Source organism: Brevibacillus fluminis (genome assembly GCF_003710825.1).
GTDB lineage: Bacteria > Bacillota > Bacilli > Brevibacillales > Brevibacillaceae > Brevibacillus_D > Brevibacillus_D fluminis.
Map to the genome: position 1 here is coordinate 288,239 of NZ_RHHQ01000007.1, position 20,062 is coordinate 308,300.

19 protein-coding genes are annotated in these 20,062 nt (G+C 51.4%); 11 read left to right on the forward strand and 8 right to left on the reverse strand.

The window, feature by feature from the left end; translation table 11 throughout:
• Window positions 1-78 precede the first annotated feature (78 nt).
• Window positions 79-1,434 (reverse strand): APC family permease, encoded by a 1,356-nt coding sequence (locus EDM56_RS08150; RefSeq protein ID WP_246009305.1) that lies wholly within the window; start codon window positions 1,432-1,434, stop codon window positions 79-81.
• A gap of 182 nt (window positions 1,435-1,616) precedes the next feature.
• On the opposite strand from EDM56_RS08150, the gene cls reads away from it, so the two are divergent.
• Together cls and EDM56_RS08160 are read left to right on the forward strand one after the other, a co-directional pair.
• Window positions 1,617-3,062, forward strand: a complete 1,446-nt coding sequence (gene cls / locus EDM56_RS08155) for a cardiolipin synthase (RefSeq protein WP_122917398.1) — start codon at window positions 1,617-1,619, stop codon at window positions 3,060-3,062.
• 96 nt (window positions 3,063-3,158) lie between these two features.
• Window positions 3,159-4,757, forward strand: a complete 1,599-nt coding sequence (locus EDM56_RS08160) for a WG repeat-containing protein (protein ID WP_183192346.1) — start codon at window positions 3,159-3,161, stop codon at window positions 4,755-4,757.
• A 63-nt stretch (window positions 4,758-4,820) separates the two neighbouring features.
• On the opposite strand, the gene EDM56_RS08165 is transcribed toward EDM56_RS08160, so the two are convergent.
• From EDM56_RS08165 to EDM56_RS08180, 4 genes are all read right to left on the reverse strand, one after another.
• Complete coding sequence (locus tag EDM56_RS08165; protein ID WP_122917400.1) at window positions 4,821-5,930, reverse strand: Ger(x)C family spore germination protein; 1,110 nt, start codon at window positions 5,928-5,930, stop codon at window positions 4,821-4,823.
• Window positions 5,927-7,027 carry a GerAB/ArcD/ProY family transporter gene (locus EDM56_RS08170; RefSeq protein WP_122917401.1) on the reverse strand — a complete coding sequence of 367 codons (1,101 nt, stop codon included), beginning with the start codon at window positions 7,025-7,027 and terminating at the stop codon, window positions 5,927-5,929. The genes EDM56_RS08165 and EDM56_RS08170 overlap by 4 nt, the downstream gene beginning before the upstream one ends.
• Window positions 7,024-8,586 carry a spore germination protein gene (locus tag EDM56_RS08175; protein WP_122917402.1) on the reverse strand — a complete coding sequence of 521 codons (1,563 nt, stop codon included), beginning with the start codon at window positions 8,584-8,586 and terminating at the stop codon, window positions 7,024-7,026. Before EDM56_RS08175 ends, EDM56_RS08170 begins: the two co-directional genes overlap by 4 nt.
• A 206-nt stretch (window positions 8,587-8,792) precedes the next feature.
• Window positions 8,793-10,217 carry a sigma-54 interaction domain-containing protein gene (locus tag EDM56_RS08180; RefSeq protein ID WP_122917403.1) on the reverse strand — a complete coding sequence of 475 codons (1,425 nt, stop codon included), beginning with the start codon at window positions 10,215-10,217 and terminating at the stop codon, window positions 8,793-8,795.
• Window positions 10,218-10,493: 276 nt separating this feature from the next.
• Between EDM56_RS08180 and EDM56_RS08185 the strand changes: the two genes are divergently transcribed.
• The 9 genes from EDM56_RS08185 to EDM56_RS08225 all read left to right on the forward strand — a co-directional run bounded on the left by EDM56_RS08185 (window position 10,494) and on the right by EDM56_RS08225 (window position 17,902).
• Entirely contained in the window at window positions 10,494-11,150 is a 657-nt protein-coding gene (locus EDM56_RS08185) for a CoA transferase subunit A (protein WP_246009326.1), read from the forward strand.
• Entirely contained in the window at window positions 11,147-11,806 is a 660-nt protein-coding gene (locus EDM56_RS08190; RefSeq protein WP_122917405.1) for a 3-oxoacid CoA-transferase subunit B, read from the forward strand. Before EDM56_RS08185 ends, EDM56_RS08190 begins: the two co-directional genes overlap by 4 nt.
• 98 nt (window positions 11,807-11,904) lie before the next feature.
• Window positions 11,905-12,735, forward strand: coding sequence for a transporter substrate-binding domain-containing protein (locus tag EDM56_RS08195; protein WP_246009306.1), 831 nt, complete (start codon window positions 11,905-11,907; stop codon window positions 12,733-12,735).
• Between the two features lie 74 nt (window positions 12,736-12,809).
• Window positions 12,810-13,475, forward strand: coding sequence for an amino acid ABC transporter permease (locus tag EDM56_RS08200; RefSeq protein ID WP_122917406.1), 666 nt, complete (start codon window positions 12,810-12,812; stop codon window positions 13,473-13,475).
• Between the two features lie 39 nt (window positions 13,476-13,514).
• The gene (locus tag EDM56_RS08205) at window positions 13,515-14,237 is read left to right on the forward strand and encodes an amino acid ABC transporter ATP-binding protein (RefSeq protein ID WP_122917656.1); all 723 of its coding nucleotides are present in this window, start codon (window positions 13,515-13,517) and stop codon (window positions 14,235-14,237) included.
• A gap of 53 nt (window positions 14,238-14,290) precedes the next feature.
• Entirely contained in the window at window positions 14,291-15,472 is a 1,182-nt protein-coding gene (locus EDM56_RS08210) for a thiolase family protein (protein WP_122917407.1), read from the forward strand.
• Between the two features lie 16 nt (window positions 15,473-15,488).
• Window positions 15,489-16,514 (forward strand): ketopantoate reductase family protein, encoded by a 1,026-nt coding sequence (locus EDM56_RS08215; protein WP_122917408.1) that lies wholly within the window; start codon window positions 15,489-15,491, stop codon window positions 16,512-16,514.
• Window positions 16,515-16,539: 25 nt separating this feature from the next.
• The gene (locus EDM56_RS08220) at window positions 16,540-17,259 is read left to right on the forward strand and encodes a M15 family metallopeptidase (RefSeq protein WP_246009307.1); all 720 of its coding nucleotides are present in this window, start codon (window positions 16,540-16,542) and stop codon (window positions 17,257-17,259) included.
• A 94-nt stretch (window positions 17,260-17,353) separates the two neighbouring features.
• Window positions 17,354-17,902, forward strand: a complete 549-nt coding sequence (locus tag EDM56_RS08225; RefSeq protein ID WP_122917410.1) for a hemerythrin domain-containing protein — start codon at window positions 17,354-17,356, stop codon at window positions 17,900-17,902.
• Between the two features lie 50 nt (window positions 17,903-17,952).
• On the opposite strand, the gene EDM56_RS08230 is transcribed toward EDM56_RS08225, so the two are convergent.
• From EDM56_RS08230 to EDM56_RS08240, 3 genes are all read right to left on the reverse strand, one after another.
• On the reverse strand, window positions 17,953-18,696 hold the full coding sequence (locus EDM56_RS08230) for a thioredoxin-like domain-containing protein (RefSeq protein ID WP_122917411.1): 744 nt from the start codon (window positions 18,694-18,696) through the stop codon (window positions 17,953-17,955).
• A 75-nt stretch (window positions 18,697-18,771) separates the two neighbouring features.
• Window positions 18,772-19,620, reverse strand: a complete 849-nt coding sequence (locus EDM56_RS08235; RefSeq protein WP_122917412.1) for a M56 family metallopeptidase — start codon at window positions 19,618-19,620, stop codon at window positions 18,772-18,774.
• Between the two features lie 3 nt (window positions 19,621-19,623).
• Complete coding sequence (locus tag EDM56_RS08240; protein WP_122917413.1) at window positions 19,624-20,037, reverse strand: BlaI/MecI/CopY family transcriptional regulator; 414 nt, start codon at window positions 20,035-20,037, stop codon at window positions 19,624-19,626.
• Window positions 20,038-20,062: the final 25 nt, after the last annotated feature.

A 20,062-nucleotide genomic window follows, 5' to 3' on the forward strand; every position in this document is an offset into this window, starting at 1 on the left:
GCAAAAATCCCCTCACCTCCACATAAGCCAAAATAAAAAACAACCCCAGCTACAAGCCGAGGTTGTCATAAACGAATCCTAATTGTCCTTTTCTAAATCCACCTCATCAAAATTCAACTCAGGCGGCCGCTTCGTAAACATCTTGGTCAAATACATCAAATACAGCAGCCCGCAAAGCGCCCAAACACCGCCAAGAATCAGCGAATGCTTGTCCAGACTGGTCCAGAGCCATACCGTAAAGCCTGCACCGATCAGCGGAAGGATCAAGTACCTAAGCGTATCCAGCGGTGAACGGCGGCGGTTGCGCACATAATAATGCGCAATCACGGACAGGTTGACGAACGTAAAGGCAACCAGCGCCCCAAAATTGATAAAAGAAGTCGCGGTAACCAGATCAACGAACAACGCAGTCAGCGACAGCACACCGACGAGCACGATGTTGAACACCGGCGTTTTGAATCGCGGGTGGAGCGAGCCAAACAGCTTCTGCGGAAGAACCGAGTCACGGCCCATCGCGTACAACAGACGCGTTACGCTGCCATGGGCGGCCACTGCCGAGGCAAGGAAGCCGACGAGCGACGCCGCTGTAAACAGGGCGGTCAACAAGTTGCCGCCGACATACTCGATCATCTCATACGCAGCCGTATCCGGGTTTTTGAACGACGCATAGTCAGGATATACCATGTGGCCCACATACGAAATGAAGATGAACAAGGCGCCTCCGATCAGCGTCACCAACAAAATCGCTTTCGGAATCGTTTTGTCCGGATTTTTAGTTTCCTCGGACAAGGTCGAGACCGCATCGAATCCGAGGAAGGAGAGGCACAGCAGCGATGCGCCCGCCATAACAGACGAAAGCGGCACGTCTGGATTGAAGAACGGCTTAATTGAGACGAGCGTGCCCGTACCCATGCCATGTAGGATGCCTTTGATCGACAGCACGACGAAAACGACCAGAACGAAAAATTGATAAATGACAAACAGCGTATTGATATTGGTAGCCAGCTTGATTCCCAAAATGTTGAGCACCGTAGTAATCACGATGAAGCTGATAACCCAGACCCAGAACGGGACGCTGGGAAAATAAATCGCCAAATACAGTGCGGCAACCAAGTAGTTAATCATCGGTAAGAACAGATAATCCATCAAAATAGCCCAGCCAACAAGGAAGCCGGCATGCGAATTCAGCGATTTTTGCGTATAGGTATAGGCGGAACCGGACATTGGATACACCTTGACCATTCTGCCATAGCTATAGGCGGTGAAGGCCATCGCAATCAGGGCGACGATATAGGCAGCCGGCAGCATGCCGTGCGATGCCTGCGTGGCAACCCCGTACGTAGTGAAAATCGTCAGCGGCGCCATATAGGCAAGGCCGAAAAAGATGACGTGAAATAGCGAGAGTGAGCGTTTGAGTGTTCTAGGTTGTGACAAGTAACGAGCCTCCATTCGGTAGAATAAGTTTTTTTCGTCTCTTATCCTAGCAACTGTCGTGCCAAATAAAAAGCCTTTTTTAAAAAAATAAGAAGAAACGCGAAAAAACGATTCGTTTTTGAGGGAATCTCTTCCTTTTTGTTATAATAGACGGACGGCCATCAGAACGGAGGGATTCGCACGTGGAAATTTTATCAAAGCTATATATCCTTCTATTGGTTGTGAACATCATGTTTGCCCTATCCATCATTTTTCTCGAACGGCGCAACATTGCTGCCACATGGTCGTGGCTGATGGTATTGGTGTTTTTCCCGATCGTCGGATTCTTTCTTTATATCTTTCTTGGCCAAAATTTGCGCAAGCGGAAAATCTACCGCATCAAGCGGCAGGAAGTCGCTATGGTTTCCAGGCAAGTAGAAGAGCAGGCGACACAGCTGACCCACGCCCAGCTTGGCTGCCATGACCCGTCGGTTTATGAGTACGAAAATCTCATTTACATGCATCTGACTACCAACTACAGCTTGCTTTCCTCCGATAATAAGGTGGACATTTTTACGGATGGGAATGACAAATTCGCGCAGCTTTTGCAAGATATTGAGGCTGCACAGGATCATATCCACATGCTCTACTACATCGTGCGCGATGACGAGCTGGGACGACGGATCTTGAACGCGTTGACGAAAAAAGCGCGGGAAGGCGTGGAGGTCCGCTTCTTGTATGACGACATCGGCTCCTCGCATCTGTCGCGTCATTTTTTTGACGAGCTACGGAAGGCAGGCGGGGAAGCGGTTCCGTTCTTTCCGTCCAAAATCCCGTATATTAACCCGCGGATCAATTACCGCAACCACCGCAAGATCGTCGTCATCGACGGAAAAGTCGGCTATGTGGGCGGGTTTAACGTCGGAAACGAATATTTGGGTTTGGACCCTTACCTAGGCTACTGGCGCGACACGCACCTGCGCCTGTCAGGCGGGGCCGTGCTTAATTTGCAGGCGCCGTTCTTTCTGGATTGGAACCTGGCCACCGGGGAGGGCGTTGCCTATGAAGAGCGCTATTTTCCCAAGGAGGTAGGCGAGGGCAAGACGGCGATCCAAATCGTGACCAGCGGACCGAATTCCAAGTGGCATCACATACGCGACGGGTATGTCAAAATGATTCATTCGGCGAAAGAGTCTGTCCTGCTGCAATCTCCTTATTTCATCCCGGATGACAGTCTGCTCAACGCGATGAAAATCGCCGCTCTCTCCGGCGTGGACGTCAAGCTGATGCTGCCGCGAAAAGCCGATCATAAATTTACCCGCTGGGCATCGCATTCGTATGTGGGGGAGCTTTTGGAGAGCGGGATCAAGTGCTACTTTTATGAAAAAGGGTTCCTCCACGCCAAAACGATTGTCGTTGATGGAAAGATCGCCTCTGTCGGCACGGCCAACCTGGACATTCGTAGCTTCAAGCTCAATTTTGAGATCAATGCTTTTGTGTACGATACGGAGACGGCTTGCAAGCTGGCACACATTTTCAACGAGGACCTGAAGGAATGCAGCGAGGAAACGCTGGCCGAATACATCCGACGGTCACGATTTGCCCGCTTCAAGGAGTCAATTGCGCGCCTCGTTTCGCCGATCTTATAAAGAGGGGAAACTTGCAAAAATTTGTAACGAAACTAACGAGAGAATCGTCTATTTTAGGTGATGCGATCACTGGAGAGAGAAAGCGGGGAAGAAAGAATGAAAAAAAATGCGACAGCGCTGTCGGTTGTACTGATCAGCAGCATGCTTTTTGGCTTAAACGGTGCCATGGCGGAAGAGAAGAAGCAGGACGATCCGCTTTATCCGGCATACATCAACTTCAAATTCGGCTTTATCAATAAAGAAGGCAAACAGATGATTGCCCCGCAATTCAGCTGGGTGGGCACGTTTAGCGAAGGATTGGCGCCGGCGAGCGGGGAAAACGGCAAGGTGGGCTTCATCGACCGGACAGGCAAATTCGTGATTCAGCCCGTTTATGAATCAGTGGTGGACTCGTTTACAAACGGAATCGCCCACGTCAGCTTAAACGATGATGTGTTGACCATTGACAAAACCGGCAAGGCAATGGGACCAAACCCGGACAAGATCGGTTTGGACGGCTACTATGAAGGTCTTGCAGCAGTACTCGATGGCGAAAAATGGGGCTTCATAGACGAAAAGGGGAACTGGATTGTGAAGCCGACCTATGATATGGTCGGGCGTTTTTCCGAAGGGTTGGCAGCTGTAAGTCAGGATAATGCAAAGCAAGGCTACATCGACAAGACTGGCAAGCTCATCCTGCCAGCCCAGTATAGCTTTGCTGGAGAATTCCACGAGGGCAAAGCGGCTGTCACGATTAACGACAAAATGGGCTTTATCGATAAAACGGGCAAAGTCGTTATTCAGCCGAACTTTTTCAGCGTCGGTGATTTCACAGACGGCCTCGCACCCGTCGAAGTGCAAGAGGGAGAAACATACAAGTACGGGCTGATCAATGCCAAGGGCGAATACGTGGTGAAACCGGTATGGGACGCGCTGCCGCAAGTGATCGATGGCCTTGTTTATGTAGACAATAAGCTATTCGATAAGACGGGCAAACAACTTCTTGAAGCACAAGGTACCATTTATCCGTTTCAGGACGGTTTGGCGGAAGTGAGCAAGGATCTGCACTCTTCTTATATCGATATGACCGGCAAAACGGTCTGGACCGAATCGCGCGATTATGCCCTCGGCAACGGTGCGACATTGGTGGAAAAGAAACAGTCGCTTCAATCCGAGGATTCCTACATGTACTATCCGCAAGTCACCGGATTGAAGGATACCAAGCTGCAGGATGCGCTGAACAAAACGCTGGTTGAGAAATTCGCGCCTAAAATCGAGGAAGAACCAGACCTCAGCTTTTCGTCGGATTACCGCGTCGTGTTCCAGAAAAACAACATCCTCAACATTATCGGCGACTCGTATTCCTACTACATCGGCGCGGCGCACGGTATGCCGGGAAGAGACTCTGTCGTTCTCGATATGGCGACAGGCAAAACTATCGGCCTGAAAGACTTGTTCAAAGCGGGTAGTGACTACAAAAAAGTGAGCAACACCGTGATCAAAGACGGTTTTAAGAGCATGGAAATGCCGCTGCTTGAAGACTTCGAAAGCATCGAGGATGACACGGCGTTTTACTTGACCAAAAACGGGATCGTTGTCTATTTCCAGCCATACGAATATACCCCGTACGCAGCAGGCTTCCCCGAATTCGAGATTCCGTACAGCACGCTGAAACCATATTTAGCTGAGCAGCATGATTTTTGGAAGGAAAAATAATGTAAGGAACACCAAATCCCCCTGACCCTTTGGAAGTCAGGGGGATTTTTTCAGGGCCTCTTCCTATTTCGACGTTCCCATTCCGATAATGGTGGCTTTCACCTTTACGTTCACATCCCCCTTCGCGAGTGCTTCGCCCCATTGATTTTGCACAGACTTCCAATGACTGTATTCATAAGCACGCGCGTGCAAGCCAAGGCCAATCGGATCGATTTTCGCTTTTTGAATTTTGCGGATGAGCACCTTGAAGCGTTTATCCAACTCTTCTTCCATGTCCTTCTCCAGCTTTTTCGCCTCTTTCCTGATATCGAGTTGAAACAGCCGTTCTGTCAAAGCTACCCTCATTTTTACCTCAATGTCGAACTTGAACTTGTCGTCTGAAAATCCTGTTTTTGTTTTAACGGAGATTTTCTCGGTGGAGAAGCTATACGCATTGGCTGGGAAAACCTCACCCTTCGGTTGCTCGGGGGCTTTAAACGTGAATCCGAAGTCCCCTTTCAGCTTGTTCTGTAAAATGCGAAGCAATTTGGTCTCGTCGGCACCAATGGTGAACGCATATCTTCCCCCTTCTTCGAACAGCGCCGTACCGACGACCATCACCTCATCATCGGTGTGCAGTTCGGTCACGCTCGGCGTTATTCCTTTTTCGTACGTCTCCCTGCGAAGATCCTGCAGTGTTGTCTTTACGGTAAGATTTCGGCGAGAGGCCGTATCGATCAGTTTTGCCAGGTAAAGGGGGAGACGAGGCTTGTTTGCGGGTTTCAATTGGATGAGCTCGTAAGCAAGTCCTTCGACCATCGCAATTCTCACGTTCACTGTGTTTTTGGGATCCCGCAGAAACGGTTCAAGCAGCTTGAACCAGCCCTTATGCTGCATCACGCGCTTTCCGATCAAAAACACCTGCGCTTTCCCTCCGGTCGTCAAAGCCATAAACGTTTTGTCGTCTTCATCCCTCGATTTCCGCAGCGTTGCCGCCCTTGATACATAGACCTCTTCTTTAATTTTTGCCTCTTTATTGAAAACGGGGCTGGATGCGGAAAAAATCAAGTTATTCTTTTCATCAAGATCGATACCGATGAGAAGAGATAGGGATGCGTCTTCGATATCGATCCTGTCCGCACATCCTGTCGTTACCATTGCCAGAGACAAGAGCCCGATCAACAGCTTCTTCATTCGGCTTTCCCCCTCCGGAACAGTTCGAAGCCTCGGACATAGACGTACAGCAGAACAGGAAGCACATACATGACAATCATTCCGGCACGGGTCAGCAGCTTTACCCATTCGTCGGCTTGATTCCATGTCGGCTTAACCACGTAGACAACTCCGATTGCCAGCAATAAATAAATGGAGCTGTGCAGGCGATGATCATGTTTCTGACGGATTTGGGATGTTGAGAAAACAGTGCAGTAAATGTAGATGATCCAGGCCTTGGACACGACAAATAAATAAAAAGCCAGAATCACCATATCGAACCGTTCCAGAAAGCGAAACTCGATGTTTTTGAGCAAACTCAACACAGGTTGATTCAACGTGGTGATTCCATCCGGCGTATAAAAAACAAAGCAAACGATGGTGACGTACATATAGTAGAGCATCGTCATGGTATTGGCGATTAAAAACCCGTGTATGGCGTATTTCTTGTTTTGCAGAAACGGATGAATAAAAAAGAGGACCTCGATGCCCGCATAAGCGAAAACCGTCGTCGGCAATCCCTTCAAGACGGGGCCCCATCCTTCCTTAAGCACAGGCAGCAGATGGAGAGGCTCTGCTCTCCCCAGCGGAAACAACAAAAAAAACGGGATCCATAACATCATATAAAAGACGAGTTCCACGTATCGGGCTTGTACGCGCAAGCCATTGCGAACGACAAGATAGGTCGGAATAGCGAACAGCAGCAGGACCAGATATCCTGGTGTTTTCGTCAAAAACCATGCTTTGATATAGAGCATCGAATTCACCAGGATGTCCAGGCCAAAAAAGGCAAAGTAGGCAATCAAAGGAAGAAATAGTAGTTTCCCGAACCACTTTCCGAACAAGTAGCTGAACAAATCCAGCATTGTAAAGTTCGGATACTTCCTAAGCGTCAGCAAGATGATCCAACCCGCCAAACAGTTGATCACCCACGCCACGAGTATCGTCACCCATCCGTCTGTTCCGCTCTTTTCGGCAACCTGCCTCGGAAGTGACAATATCCCTGTTCCGACTTGGGCCCCATGGATCAGAAAAATGTATTGCATCAAGGTAATTTCGTTCAGCGTGTATTTTCTCATGACTGGTCCCCTCTCGGGCGTGTGTGGCTCATCCGGACTTCTTGCGTCGGTCTGGCGCTTTTCGGCCGCTTGAGCATCGTCCATAAAGGGAAACGGATGAACGTATCCTTCATATCTACCCAACGGAACGGGGCCAGTGGGCTGCCGTAAGGAGTCCCAACCGACTCTAGGGCGACCAGATGGGCAACCAGAGTCATAGCGCCAATCACGATCCCGACGATCCCAAACAGCGAGGCCATCAACATCATCGGAAAACGCAGCAGCCTGACCGCAGTCCCCATGTCGTAGCTGGGCAGAATGAACGAAGCGATCGCGGTGGAGGCAACCACGATGACCATGATGTTGCTGACAATGCCTGCTTGTACAGCAGCCTGCCCGATGACGATGCCACCCACGATCCCGATCGTTTGCCCAACCGGAGCAGGAAGGCGGATCCCAGCCTCACGCATCATTTCCAGCATGATTTCCATCATTGTGGCTTCCAGAAGAGGCGGGAACGGCACCCGTGCCCTTGATTCGGCGATCGACAAAAACAATTGAAGCGGGACCACCTCGTAATTGTAAGAAATGAACGCAATATAGATAGCCGGGAGAAACAAGGCGATCATGAAAGCCAAAAAGCGTAAAAGCCGAATAAACGATGCAATCTGCCAACGCATGCTGTAGTCATCGATACTTTGAAAAAACGAAGTAAACGAAACCGGGGCGATGATGACGCTGGGTGAACGGTCAACGACCACGACAAAACGACCTGCCAGCAGTTGGGCTGCTGCTGAATCCGGACGCTCCGTGATGATGAACTGGGGAAACGGCGAAAACGGGTTATCTTCGATAAGCTCAGCCAATTCCCCCGTATTGATCACGGCATCTACATCGATTTGGCTAATGCGCCCTTCCAGTTCCAAAAGAACGTCCGGATGGGCGATATCTTCTATATACATGATCCAGACTTGTGTTTTCCCACGACTCCCTACCACCTGCTTTACAATGCGAAGCCCCGGGCTCGGAATGTACCTTCGCAGCATCGAGATATTTTGCATCCCGATCTCCAAAAAACCCTGATGCGCCCCTTTTAGAGAGCTTTCCAGCTGGGGATCTTCGATAGCGCGCTGGGGCCAGCCTTTTGTATCGTAGACCCACGCCTCCTGCCGCCCTTCCATGAAAAGCACGCTCTCTCCAAAGAGAATGGCGGTTACCACGTCGCCCCAGGTCGTAACGATGTTGAACCCGCTGATCGTAGGTAACGGGATTTCAATTTCGTTTCTTGGATCGGTGTTACCATACATCAATGGGCGCAAAACGTTGTTGTTGAGCGCATTTTTATCTGTCATTCCATCAAGATAGCAAAGAGCAATCGGAGTCCCATGGGGACCGACCGCTACCTCATAAATAACCAAATCGGGTGAAGCAGGGAAAGAACGGTGGATTTCCTCGATATTCCGGGACAATTCAGGATGAAGCGGACGAACATCTTCCTCCTGAACCGGTTGGTTCGATTTCACTTGTTTTCCCCTGTGGGAGTAACGTTTTCTTTTGAGGAATTCACCAAAAAAGAACATGATCAACTCCCCCCAACGTGTAATATTTTCTTAGGATGGATAATATTTGGGGCATTATTCATTGCCATCACATGAGCCTCGCACAAATCGCAGTGTTCACAGGCATTACCGAACAAGAGATTGAAAAATTGAAGAAAAACGATGAGTAAACAACAAAGATCCGTAAAAAAGGCCCTCCAAGCAGGCCCTTCTTACGGATCTTTTTCTTATTCCTCTCCCGGCTCCAGTTGAATCCCATACTTCTTCACCCGTCGCATGAACAGCGATTGCGTGATTCCGAGCGCCTGCGCCGTCTTCCGCGAGCTTTTGTGCGTCTTCAGCGCTTGCAAAATCAATTCCGCCTCGATTTTTTCAATCCGTTCCGTAAGTGACAGGCTGGTGTCGAGCGTCAGCAAGCTTTCCTCGATCGCGCTCATCCCGCGCAGCTCCTCCGGTAGGTCGGATATTTGAATCTCCACGTTTTTGGCGGTAATCACGATGCGCTCCACCAGGTTTTCCAGCTCCCGGACATTGCCTGGCCAGTCGTAGTGATGCAGCACATCGAGCACCTCAGTGGAAAATTTGCGCTCCTGATTGTGCTTGATATTGAATTTCTGCAAATAGAAGTAGAGCAGCGGGAAAATGTCCTCGGTTCGTTCGCGCAGCGGCGGGACGTTGATCGGCAGGATGTTCAGCCGGTAATACAGGTCGTGGCGGAACTTGCCGGCCTTCACCCGATCGAGCAGGTTGGCGTTGGTAGCCGCGATGATCCGCACATCCGCCGTATATGCCTTCGTATCGCCGATCGGCATGTAGGTTTTGTTTTGCAAAAGCAGCAGCAGCTTCGATTGCAAATGAAACGGCAGCTCGCTGATTTCATCCAAAAAGAGCGTGCCTTTTTCCGCCATTTTCACCAGACCGATTTTCCCCGTGTGGCTTGCCCCTGTAAACGCCCCTTTTTGATACCCAAACAGCTCGGACTCGATCAGGGACTCAGGGATTGCGCTACAGTTGACGTGTACGAACGGCGCGTCGCAGCGGTCGCTGAGCTTGTGAATATGTTCGGCATGATACGTTTTGCCCACCCCGGTTTCTCCGGTGATCAGGACGGTCGTATCGACAGCGGCCACTTTTTTCAACAGCTCGAGTAGCGACAAGTAGGAGCGGCTGCTGCCGATCAGCGTGGCAGGCATGCTGCTTTGCGCCTCTCGTTTCATCAAGTCGATCTCCTGGCTGTAACGCCTGAGCAGCGAGACGGTCTCTTCCAGCTGCGAGCTCGTCCGCACCGCCTCGGTGATGTCGCGCGAATGGGCGACGATCAAATCGGGCTTGCCATGCTCGTCGGGGATGATATAGCCGGTGACGAGGTAGCGGCTCCGGTTGTTCACCAGCTGGATGGTGGTGGTCGTCTTGCCCGTTTCCAGCACGAGGCGTGTGATCGAGGGACTAAAGATGCCCATTGATTCCAGCTCGGCAACATTGCGCCCGATCAGCTCTGATTTGGACAGCCCGCACAAATTTTCGCTGGCATTGTTCATCCAGAGTGTGGTTCCGATCGCATCCGAGATATAGATGCCGTCCGCAAGCACGTTAAAGATGTCAATGAGATGGCTCAGCTTGAATTTTGACAAAATTTCTGCCTCTTTGTTCATTGGCGGTCTCTCCCGTCTCTCACTAAGTATCTGTATTCTACCGAAATGAATCGGTTTTGAAAATACGTGAATTGAAATCGATTCAGTAGAAAACATGCGCCATTTCTGCCGATTTCGGTTCAGGAGCGAATCGAATTCGATTCGACAAAAAGTTGGATATTGTCGAAAAAGCGCGTCTTGTAAGCGTTTTTTATTTTGGCACGGCTTTTGCAATACTAGTGTGGTGTACAAGATAACACAAAAAGAGGGATGAGATTGAATCCGTTGTTTTCCAAAATGGTTTCCCTGTCAGAAGCGCTGGAAACGATTACAGACGGGACAAGCCTAATGTATGGCGGGTTCGGCGGGATCGGTTCGCCAGCGGACTTGATTGCAGAAATTATGAATAAAGGGGTGCGCGATCTTGCGCTGATCGGCAATGACGCCGGATTTCCGGATGCGGGAATCGGTCGGCTGATCACCAACGGCCAAGTCAAATCCCTCATCACTTCACATATAGGCTCCAATCCGGTTGCAGGCCAGCAGATGATGGATGGCACGCTCACGATCGAATTTTTCCCGCAAGGTATTCTCGCTGAAAAAATTCGCGCAGGCGGCGTCGGGCTGCCAGGCATCATCGTCGATGTGGGCATGGGGACGATCGTGGAAGACGGCAAGCAAAAGGTGAAGCTGAACGGTGGTACCTATTTGGTAGAACCGGCGCTCACGGCAGATGTGGGCATCGTGTATGCGAAGCGGGCCGACACGTATGGCAATCTAATTTTTGACAAAACGGCGCGCAATCTCAATCCGCTGGTGGCAATGGCCTGCGAGGTGACGATCGTCGAGGTGGAGGAGCTCGTCCCGGTCGGGGAGCTGGACCCGGAGATGATCGTTACCCCCGGAATCTACGTGGACTATATCGTGCAGCGAAACGGAGGGGAAACGCGATGAGCCAGGGGAATGTCACGCGCTACCTGATCGCTCGCCGGGCAGCCAAAGAAATCGAGCCGGGGATGGCAGTCAATCTGGGGATCGGAATACCGGAGCTGGTCGCCGATTTCATCCCGAACGAGTGGAATGTGATGTTCCATTCCGTCAATGGTATTTTGGGCATCGGGCCGACACCGCCAAAAGGCGAGGAAGATCCCCATCTGTTCAATGCTGGTGGTTCACCGGTCACGATACTGCCAGGCGCTTCCTTTTTCGATACGACGCTCGCGTACGGAATGATTCGGCGCGGCATGCTGGACGTAGCGATGATGGGGGGGCTGCAGGTGAGCAGCCGCGGAGATTTGGCCAACTGGATCGTGCCTGGCCAACGGGTGCACGGAATCGGTGGAGGTACCGAGCTGGCGCACAAAGCGCAAAAGGTGATTGTGCTGATGAATCATCTGAATGCAGAAAACGAGCCGAAAATCGTTCGCAACTGCACGCTCCCGCTGACGGCCAAGGATTGTGTCGACCTGATCATCACGGAGATGGCGGTTATCGAAGTGACGCCTGACGGATTGTTACTAAAAGAAGTGATGTATCCGCACACGCTGGAGCAAGTGATCGCGTATACGGCGGCACCGCTAAAGCTGTGTGAGCGGCTTCAGCTGGATTGAAGCGAAATATGGGAGAGGGGGTGTTGCTGTTTCTCGAAGGAGCTGAGAAACGCAACGTTCATGATGAAAAAACACAACAGAAACAGGGGGAAGAATCCATGAAAAACTTGAAAAAATCTGCAGGTGTTGTTGCCACTCTTTTATTGTCCATGTCACTTTTGGTCGTTGGCTGTGGTGGTCAATCCGCATCCAATACATCCGGACAGCCAGCGGCTGGCGGCGAAAGCAATGCTGCCGCATCCGGTATGACCAAAGAAGCTGGCGTGTTCACATATGCTGCCTCCGGTGAATATCAACCATTCAGCTATTTCAAAGACGGTCAGCTGACCGGCTTCGATATCGAGATCGGCGAAGAGATCGCCAAGCGTCTGGGAATGAAGGCAAATGCGGTAACATCCCCGTTCTCCGGCATCATCGCAGGGGTGAAGGAAGGTCGTTACGATGCTGCGATCGCAAGCCACGCGATCACCGAGGAGCGCAAACAGCAGATTGATTTCGCTGATCCATACTATTTGTCCGGCGGTCAGCTGTTCACACGTCCTGACGGCAACATCACCACGCTCGACCAGCTGAAAGGCAAGGAAGTTGCAGTAGCGCTCGGAACGACTCATGAAAAAATGGCTCGCCAATATACAGACAATATCAAAACATATGACAGCGATGTAACCGCACTGCGCGCACTGGAGCAAGGCAAGCATGATGTGGTCATCACCGACAGCGTCGTTGGTGAAATCGCGATTGGGCAAGGCTTGAAAATTAAGAAAAGCGGCGCGGCTCTGACAGAGGTACAACACGGAATCGCTGTGCGCAAAGGCAACACCGAGCTGTTGAACAAAATCAACGAGGCGCTGAAAGCGATGCATGAAGACGGCACGTATGTGAAGCTCTCGGAAAAATACTTCAAACGCGACATCAGCAAAAAAGACTAATACGTTTCAACACCTACCATCTCGCACAGCCGGAGGTGGTAGGTGCATTCCATTTCAGCAAGGAGTGACATATCGTGCCAAGCCTTTCCCATTTGCTTGAAGAATTGTTCCGGACGCTTCCGTTTTTTTGGAAACCGCTGCTCTTGACATTTGAATTGACGCTCGCCTCGGTCATTGTCGGGACGATCATCGGACTGTTTATCGCCCTACTCAAAGTATCCAAAATCCCGGGCGGCTCCCTGATCGCTAACTGCTACATCGCCGTTATCCGCGGTACGCCGCTGATCGTGCAAATTTTCGTGCTTTATTTCGGCTTTTACAAGGTGATTGACCTCGGCCAATTCTGGTCCGCGACGCTCGCGCTGGCGATCCACAGCGGCGCGTACATCGCCGAAATTTTCCGCGGTGCCATCCAGTCGATCGATAAAGGGCAGCGCGAAGCAGGACTTTCACTTGGAATGAACGCGGCTCAAACGATGCGCCGCATCATTTTGCCGCAAGCGCTGAAACGCTCGGTGCCACCGCTCGGCAACCAGTTCATCCTGTCTTTGAAAGAATCGTCACTGGCCGCCTTCATTGCGATGGACGAGCTGTTCTCGCTGGCGCGCCGCCTGTCTGCCGAAACGTTTGACGAAATGACGTACTTTTTGATCGTAGCGCTCTATTATTTTGTCATCGTGCTGATCTTCACCATTCTCGTCAACAAATTGGAACGCCGTATGGCCAAAGGCGACATCTAGGAGGGCGAATCGATGAGTACATCTGTAGCGAAAAAAGAAATGATCCGTGTGCAAAACCTGAAAAAGAGCTTTGGCAGCGTCGAGGTCCTGAAAGATATCAATCTGACGGTCAAGCAAGGGGAAGTGGTCGTGCTGATCGGCGCGAGCGGTTCCGGCAAAAGTACGCTAATCCGCTGCATCAACTTTTTGGAGATGAAAGATGCGGGCGAAATCGTCATCGAAGGCAAAAGCATCAATCCGAAAAAAGACGATTTGACAAAAGTGCGTCAAACGGTCGGGATGGTATTCCAGCATTTCAATCTGTTCCCGCATAAAAGCGTGTTGGAAAACGTGATGGAAGCACCGATGATCGTGAAAAAAACGAGCCGCGAGGAAGCAAAGAAGGAAGCGCTTCACCTGCTGGCGAAAGTAGGACTTGTCGACAAAGCGAACATGTATCCGTCCAGCTTGTCCGGCGGGCAAAAGCAGCGTGTCGCGATCGCCCGTTCTTTGGCCATGAAGCCTGACATCATGCTGTTTGACGAGCCGACCTCGGCGCTCGATCCTGAGCTCGTCGGTGAGGTACTTGAGACAATGAAGCAGCTGGCCCGCGAAGGGATGACGATGATCATCGTGACGCACGAAATGGGCTTCGCTAAAGAGGTGGCCGATTGGGTAGCTTTCATGCACCAAGGCAAAATCATTGAATTGGCGCCACCTGCTGAAATATTCAATAATCCAAAAGAAGAGCGCACTAGGGAGTTTTTGAATCGGGTCCTGTAAGAGCCCGATTTTCCCGTATCCAAAAATAACCGCAAAAACAGGGAGTGACCGGCATGAAAGATGTTGTGATCGTAGCAGGCGCACGAAGCGCAGTGGGAGCATTCGGGAAAAGCTTGCGCCCCCTCTCCGCCACGGAAATGGGACGTCAGGTGTTAGAAGGACTCATGGCCAGAACGACCTTGCCGAAGGAAGCTGTCAATGAAATCATTTTGGGCAATGGGTATGTGCATGGAGGCGGATTGAACGCAGCGCGCATTTGCTCGCAGCAAGCCGGTTTTCCGCGCAGCGTCTACGGCCATGTTGTGATCAAAGCGTGTGGTTCGGGCTTGAAGGCGATCACGAGCGCTGCCTTGGCGATCGGAGCCGGTCAGGAAGATGTCGTCATCGCAGGCGGCGTGGAGAGCATGAGCAATGTGCCGTACCTGGTGAAAAACCGCTGGGGCAGCAAGTTCGGCAATATAGAGATGGAAGATGCGCTCTTGTCTGACGGTCTAATCTGCTCCCTGGAGCATGAGCATATGGGCAATACGGCGGAGCGTTTGGCTGTCCAATACGGGATTAGCCGCGAGGAGCAAGACTTGTACGCGCTTTCGAGCCATCAGAAAGCGGCGCAGGCGATTGCGGCAGGCAAATTCGACGATGAGATCGTTCCGCTTGAAATCAAAAGCCGCAAAGGTGTGCAAGTGTTCAAGCAGGATGAATCGGTGCGGATGGAAGCGAACATCGACGATTTAGCAAAATTGCCGGCTGTTTTCCAAAAAGACGGCACGGTCACAGCGGGCAACGCATGTCCGATGAACGACGGCGCTGCTGCTGTATTGATGATGTCGCGCGAGAAGGCAGAAGAATATGGCTTAAAGCCGCTTTTGACCGTCAAAGCATTCGCGAGTGCTGGCGTGGAGCCGAACATCATGGGCATCGGCCCTGTGCCTGCGACCCGTAAAGCGTTGGAGAAAGCAGGCTTGACGCTGGATGATATCGGGCTGATTGAATTGAATGAAGCGTTTGCGGCACAATCGCTGGCAGTTATCAAAGGGCTGGAGCTAGACCCAGCAAAAGTGAACGTCAACGGCGGTGCTATCGCCTTGGGTCACCCGGTTGGGGCTACTGGCGGCAAATTGACTGTGACGCTGATGCACGAAATGCTCCGTCGCAAAGAAAAATACGGTATGGTGACACTGTGCATGGCTGGCGGCATGGGATTGTCCGTCATTTACGAAAACGCAACACTGTAGGCAGGGGGAGATTTTCGTGCGAACTGCCATTATGGGCGCCGGATCGCTTGGAACGATCATCGGCGCATTTCTTTCGCGTGAGGGAGTGTCGGTTGAGCTGATCGATACCAACGTAGCGCACGTGGAAGCCTTGAATCGGCATGGAGCGACGGTAAACGGCTTCACGGAATGCACCGTGCCGGTGATAGCTTATACGCCGGATCAAATGAACGGAACCTACGATCTGGTGCTGCTTTTGACCAAGCAGACGTACAATCAGCAGGTGCTGTCCGCTTTGCTGCCTTTCCTACACAGCGATAGCATAGTCTGCACACTGCAAAACGGAGTGCCGGAAGAGCGGGTTGCCGCCATCGTTGGTCGGGAACGGGTGATCGGCGGTGCTGTCGGGTTCGGCGCGACATGGAATGGGCCGGGTGTTTCGCAATTGACGACGCCACTTGAAACCGTAGCTCGCTACGCGTTTGAAATCGGCGAACTGGATGGAAGCGATTCAAGCCGCATCCGTCACGTGCAAGAGCTGCTCGGCCATGTCGGCGGATGCCATGTCGTTTTCAATTTGCTTTCAATCAAATGGTCCAAGCTTTTGATCAATGCCACGTTCAGCGGGATGTCTGCGGCGCTTGGCTGCACGTTCGGCGATGTGCTTGAGGATGAGCGGGCGATGGCGTGTGTCGCGCAAATCGCCGACGAGACGATCAAAGTGGCGCACGCCCAAGACATCCGGCTCACACACATGCAAGGAAAAGACCTCGAAGAACTGGCGCTTGCGCCAGGCGAAACGTTCCTTGTTAAGCTGCCGATCTATCGCCATGTTTTTGCTCCACATGCAGCGCTCAAGGCAAGCATGCTGCAAGATTTGGAGCGCGGGCTGCCGACCGAAATCGACTGGATGAACGGCCTCATTTGCCAAAAAGGCAGGCAGCTGGGCATTCCGACACCGTTCAACGACCGGGTTGTGGCTTTGGTCAAAGCGGCGGAAGCGGCAGGCCTGCGTCCTGACACTCATCAAAATCTTGCCAAAATGCTTGGTGAGCAATGGTAAAATAGAGTCATCAGGGCAGACGGAGATGATGATGATGAAAGAAAAAGCGATGGCGATCCCGCCGGAAGCGATCGTGGAACAAGAAGCAACCAGCCAGCCTGTGATCGAGGAGTGCGGCGAGCAGCTCGTGTCCTTGATCGGCTATGAGCCTGGCATCGAGGTATACCCGTACTACTATCACCTTGGTTTTCAGCAGGCAAAACCCGATTGCTTAATCCGGGAAGGCGTGGCCCGCAAGCTGGCTACGGCTGCCAGTAAGCTTCCCGCTGGTTATTCGCTGGTGATTTGGGATGGGTGGCGTCCCTATGCGGTTCAGCAGGAGCTTTATGACCGGACAAAAAACCAGCTGCTTGTGCAAGGGTGGAACGAAGGCGAAGCGTTGGAGGCAGAGATTTCCCGCTTTGTGGCAAAGCCCACTACGAATGTGGACAAGCCTTCCCCGCATTTGAGCGGCGGTGCGGTTGATCTCACGTTGGCAGGGCCGGATGGCTGGCTTGAAATGGGCACGGATTTTGACGATTTTAGCGAACGCGCGCTGACTCGTTATTTTGAACAAAACGGCGCGGCTACAGACCTAGAGCGCGAAGCGATGGAAAACCGCCGCCTGCTATATCATTTGCTCATCGAAGAAGGCTTTTCCAACTATGATGAGGAATGGTGGCATTTCGAGTACGGTACGCTAAGCTGGGCACGTAAGAAGCAGGCGACAGCCTCTTATCGCGGCATTTTGTCCACGGAATCGTAACGCATTCTCACAAAAGGTGTGATTTACATCACAGCATGTCTCCTTCCAGCGGGGTACAATAAGAGCAAATCTCCTATGGAAGGAAATGCATACGATGGCAAACGGATTTGCACGATCAAAACAAGAACAAACGGATTGGCAACCGGCGAATGCTGACGAATATAAGCAAGTGCTTTCGATCATTTCGCCACAGCTGTATCCTTATGTAACGGAACACGCGGAATTGAGCACGTTGATGGACGAGGTGCGCGAGGGATTCGATCGTGACGTGTACCGGACTGCGCTCGATGCAATCGGCGAGGAATTGGAGCATCATTTCCGCTATGAGGAAGAGTTCATCTTATCGAAGCTTGCGAATCATATCCCGACGGAAGAAGCGGGTCCGATCAAAAAGCTGAAAAGTGAGCATCAGATCATCCGCGATCGGCATGCGGAAGTGTCCAAGCTGCTGGGAGAGAGTCCAAGTGAAGAATCGGACAAAGAGCTGATGCAAAAGATGAACCTTTTGGCGTATTTGCTGAAAAAGCACATCGAGAAAGAGGATCATTATTTTTTCCCGCTTGTCAGTCTCGTTTTGACCGAGGCAGAGAAAGATCAAATCGCTGTGGAAATAGCGGCCGAGAACAGACACAGCGACAAATAAAACGACACCCCCCGTTACTCCAAAATGGAAGCGGGGGGTGATTTTCGTTTTTATTGCTTATATTCCTTTGCTCGCATCGGATCGAGCATTTCCGGCCCTTTGTTGATGTATACGGCAATGAATTTTTGCAGCTTTTGCGAATCAAACGAATCTTGGACCATCATTTTCGTCCAGGCGGTCGCGACAATTTCCCCTTTGATATCCGCGTAAGGGACAAGCAACACGCCAGAGGCATTTTTGGTCAAATCGGTAAACACTTTGAGATGTTCCAGCTTGTCGGCAGCTAGGTCCGGTTTATAGTAGATGACGATATCACCGTGCTCAAGATTGTGCACAAGGTTTTCAAAGCGCTGGGGCTGCTGATAAAAGCCGAATTTGAGATCGTCGGGATCGTGCGGACCCGATGTCGGCGGATAAGACGGATAGTGGATCGGCTCACCTGGCTGCACATGATCGCGGCCCAAGTCGGAAAGCGTCTGAACGTCGATCGACACATCGGGAGACGCAATCGGTGTGTCGCTATTGAACCAGACGATGCCTGTGATCAGCGTCCCGATTAGCGAAAGCGCGGCGAAGCCGATGAAAGAGTCGCGTATTTCTTTGTTGCGGCGCTTTGCCGCCAGCTTGACGCCGACAAATCCGCCGATGGCAAGCATCAGCAAAAACAGGCAGGCGTAGCCCCAGGCGCTCAGCTGAAATCGGGGTTCGGAAGCGGCGGCTCCATGGGCAAAGGCGGGTGCAGCACAGAACGGAAGTGAAAAAATACAAATCGAAACAACACGTAAACGCAGCATGGCAAACACTCCTTATCAAATCGGGCGGGGTTGGAATCCAAAACTACAGACTGTAGTGTAAAGGGGTAAAAAAAATTAAGAAAAGACGATCAGAAACATCGCGGCAAGTAGCAGCAGTATCGGCGTGGAACACAGGACGGAACGCCACGGGTACGCAAGCGCCAGCTCTGTTTCTGGTTCGAGCAGCTGTTTCATCCGGTAATTGATCGATGTGTCAGCGAATGAGACGTGTGAAAAAGCTAAGGTCCGTTGCTTTTCAAGCCGGAGCATTTTCAACATCGCGCTGCCCAAATGGACAGGGCTTCCCGTTTGGCTGATGGCATACCGATCTGCTAGAACTTCCCGGATAATTCTGTATTGTTTTCGGAAGCAACGGAGGGCAGGTATGTACCACATCGACGATGCGAATAAGCCCAGTACAAACGTTTTGCCTGGATCGCCTTTCAGCTTATGGAACATTTCGTGCTGGATTACAGCCGTAAGCTCCTGCTTGTCCAGCAATTGGATCATGCCGGTGGAAAGAACGATGCGTGCACGGAATAACCCCATTGTGAATGCCGCGGGGGCCGGATGGGAAATGGCGATAATAACGTCCTTGCCGTTGCAATAGGTGTGATTGAGCAGTTGCGAGAGAGCAGGCTCGCGCAGCGCAATCAACTTGCGACTGGCGCGATGACTTAGCCAAAACTGGCTCAAGGCAAGCCACACCAGCAAAAAGACGGTAGAGAATACGACCAAATTCAAGATGAAGCCGATGACTGGCAGCCCCAGGTCGTGCAACAATCGCACGCACACATCGATCAGGTTCATATGGATGTTCCAATGAAACAAAACGTGGACGGCATAAAAGCCGATTTGCACAAGCAGCGTTCCGGCGATAAGCATACATGATAGATACATGGTTCGTGAGCGATTTTCCCACATCCGCTATCGTTCCTTTTTCAGTTCCTTGATTTTTTGTTCCAATTTGGCGAGCAACTCATCATCGACCTCTTCCAGCGCATCAATCATGTGGCTGATGGCCAACGGACCGAATTCTTCCATCAGGTCATGGGTCAATTCCTTGGATTGCGTTTCCAAAAACGCTTCTTTGGACAAAACCGGCCGAAACAGCGACAGCCTGCCTTCGCTTCTTTTTTGCAGGATGCCTTTTTCAACCAGACGGTTCATCACCGTCATGATCGTGTTGAAGTTCACGGCTTTTTCCTGGTCGATGCGTCCTTGCACATCTTTGATGCTCATTTCAGAAGCATCCCAAAGAATATCCATGATCTTGGCCTCCAATGGGCCGAAAAACCGGTTCAACCCGCTTTCGTGAAACTTGAAGTTTTGAATTTTCATGGCACGCACCCCTTGCACTACTTAT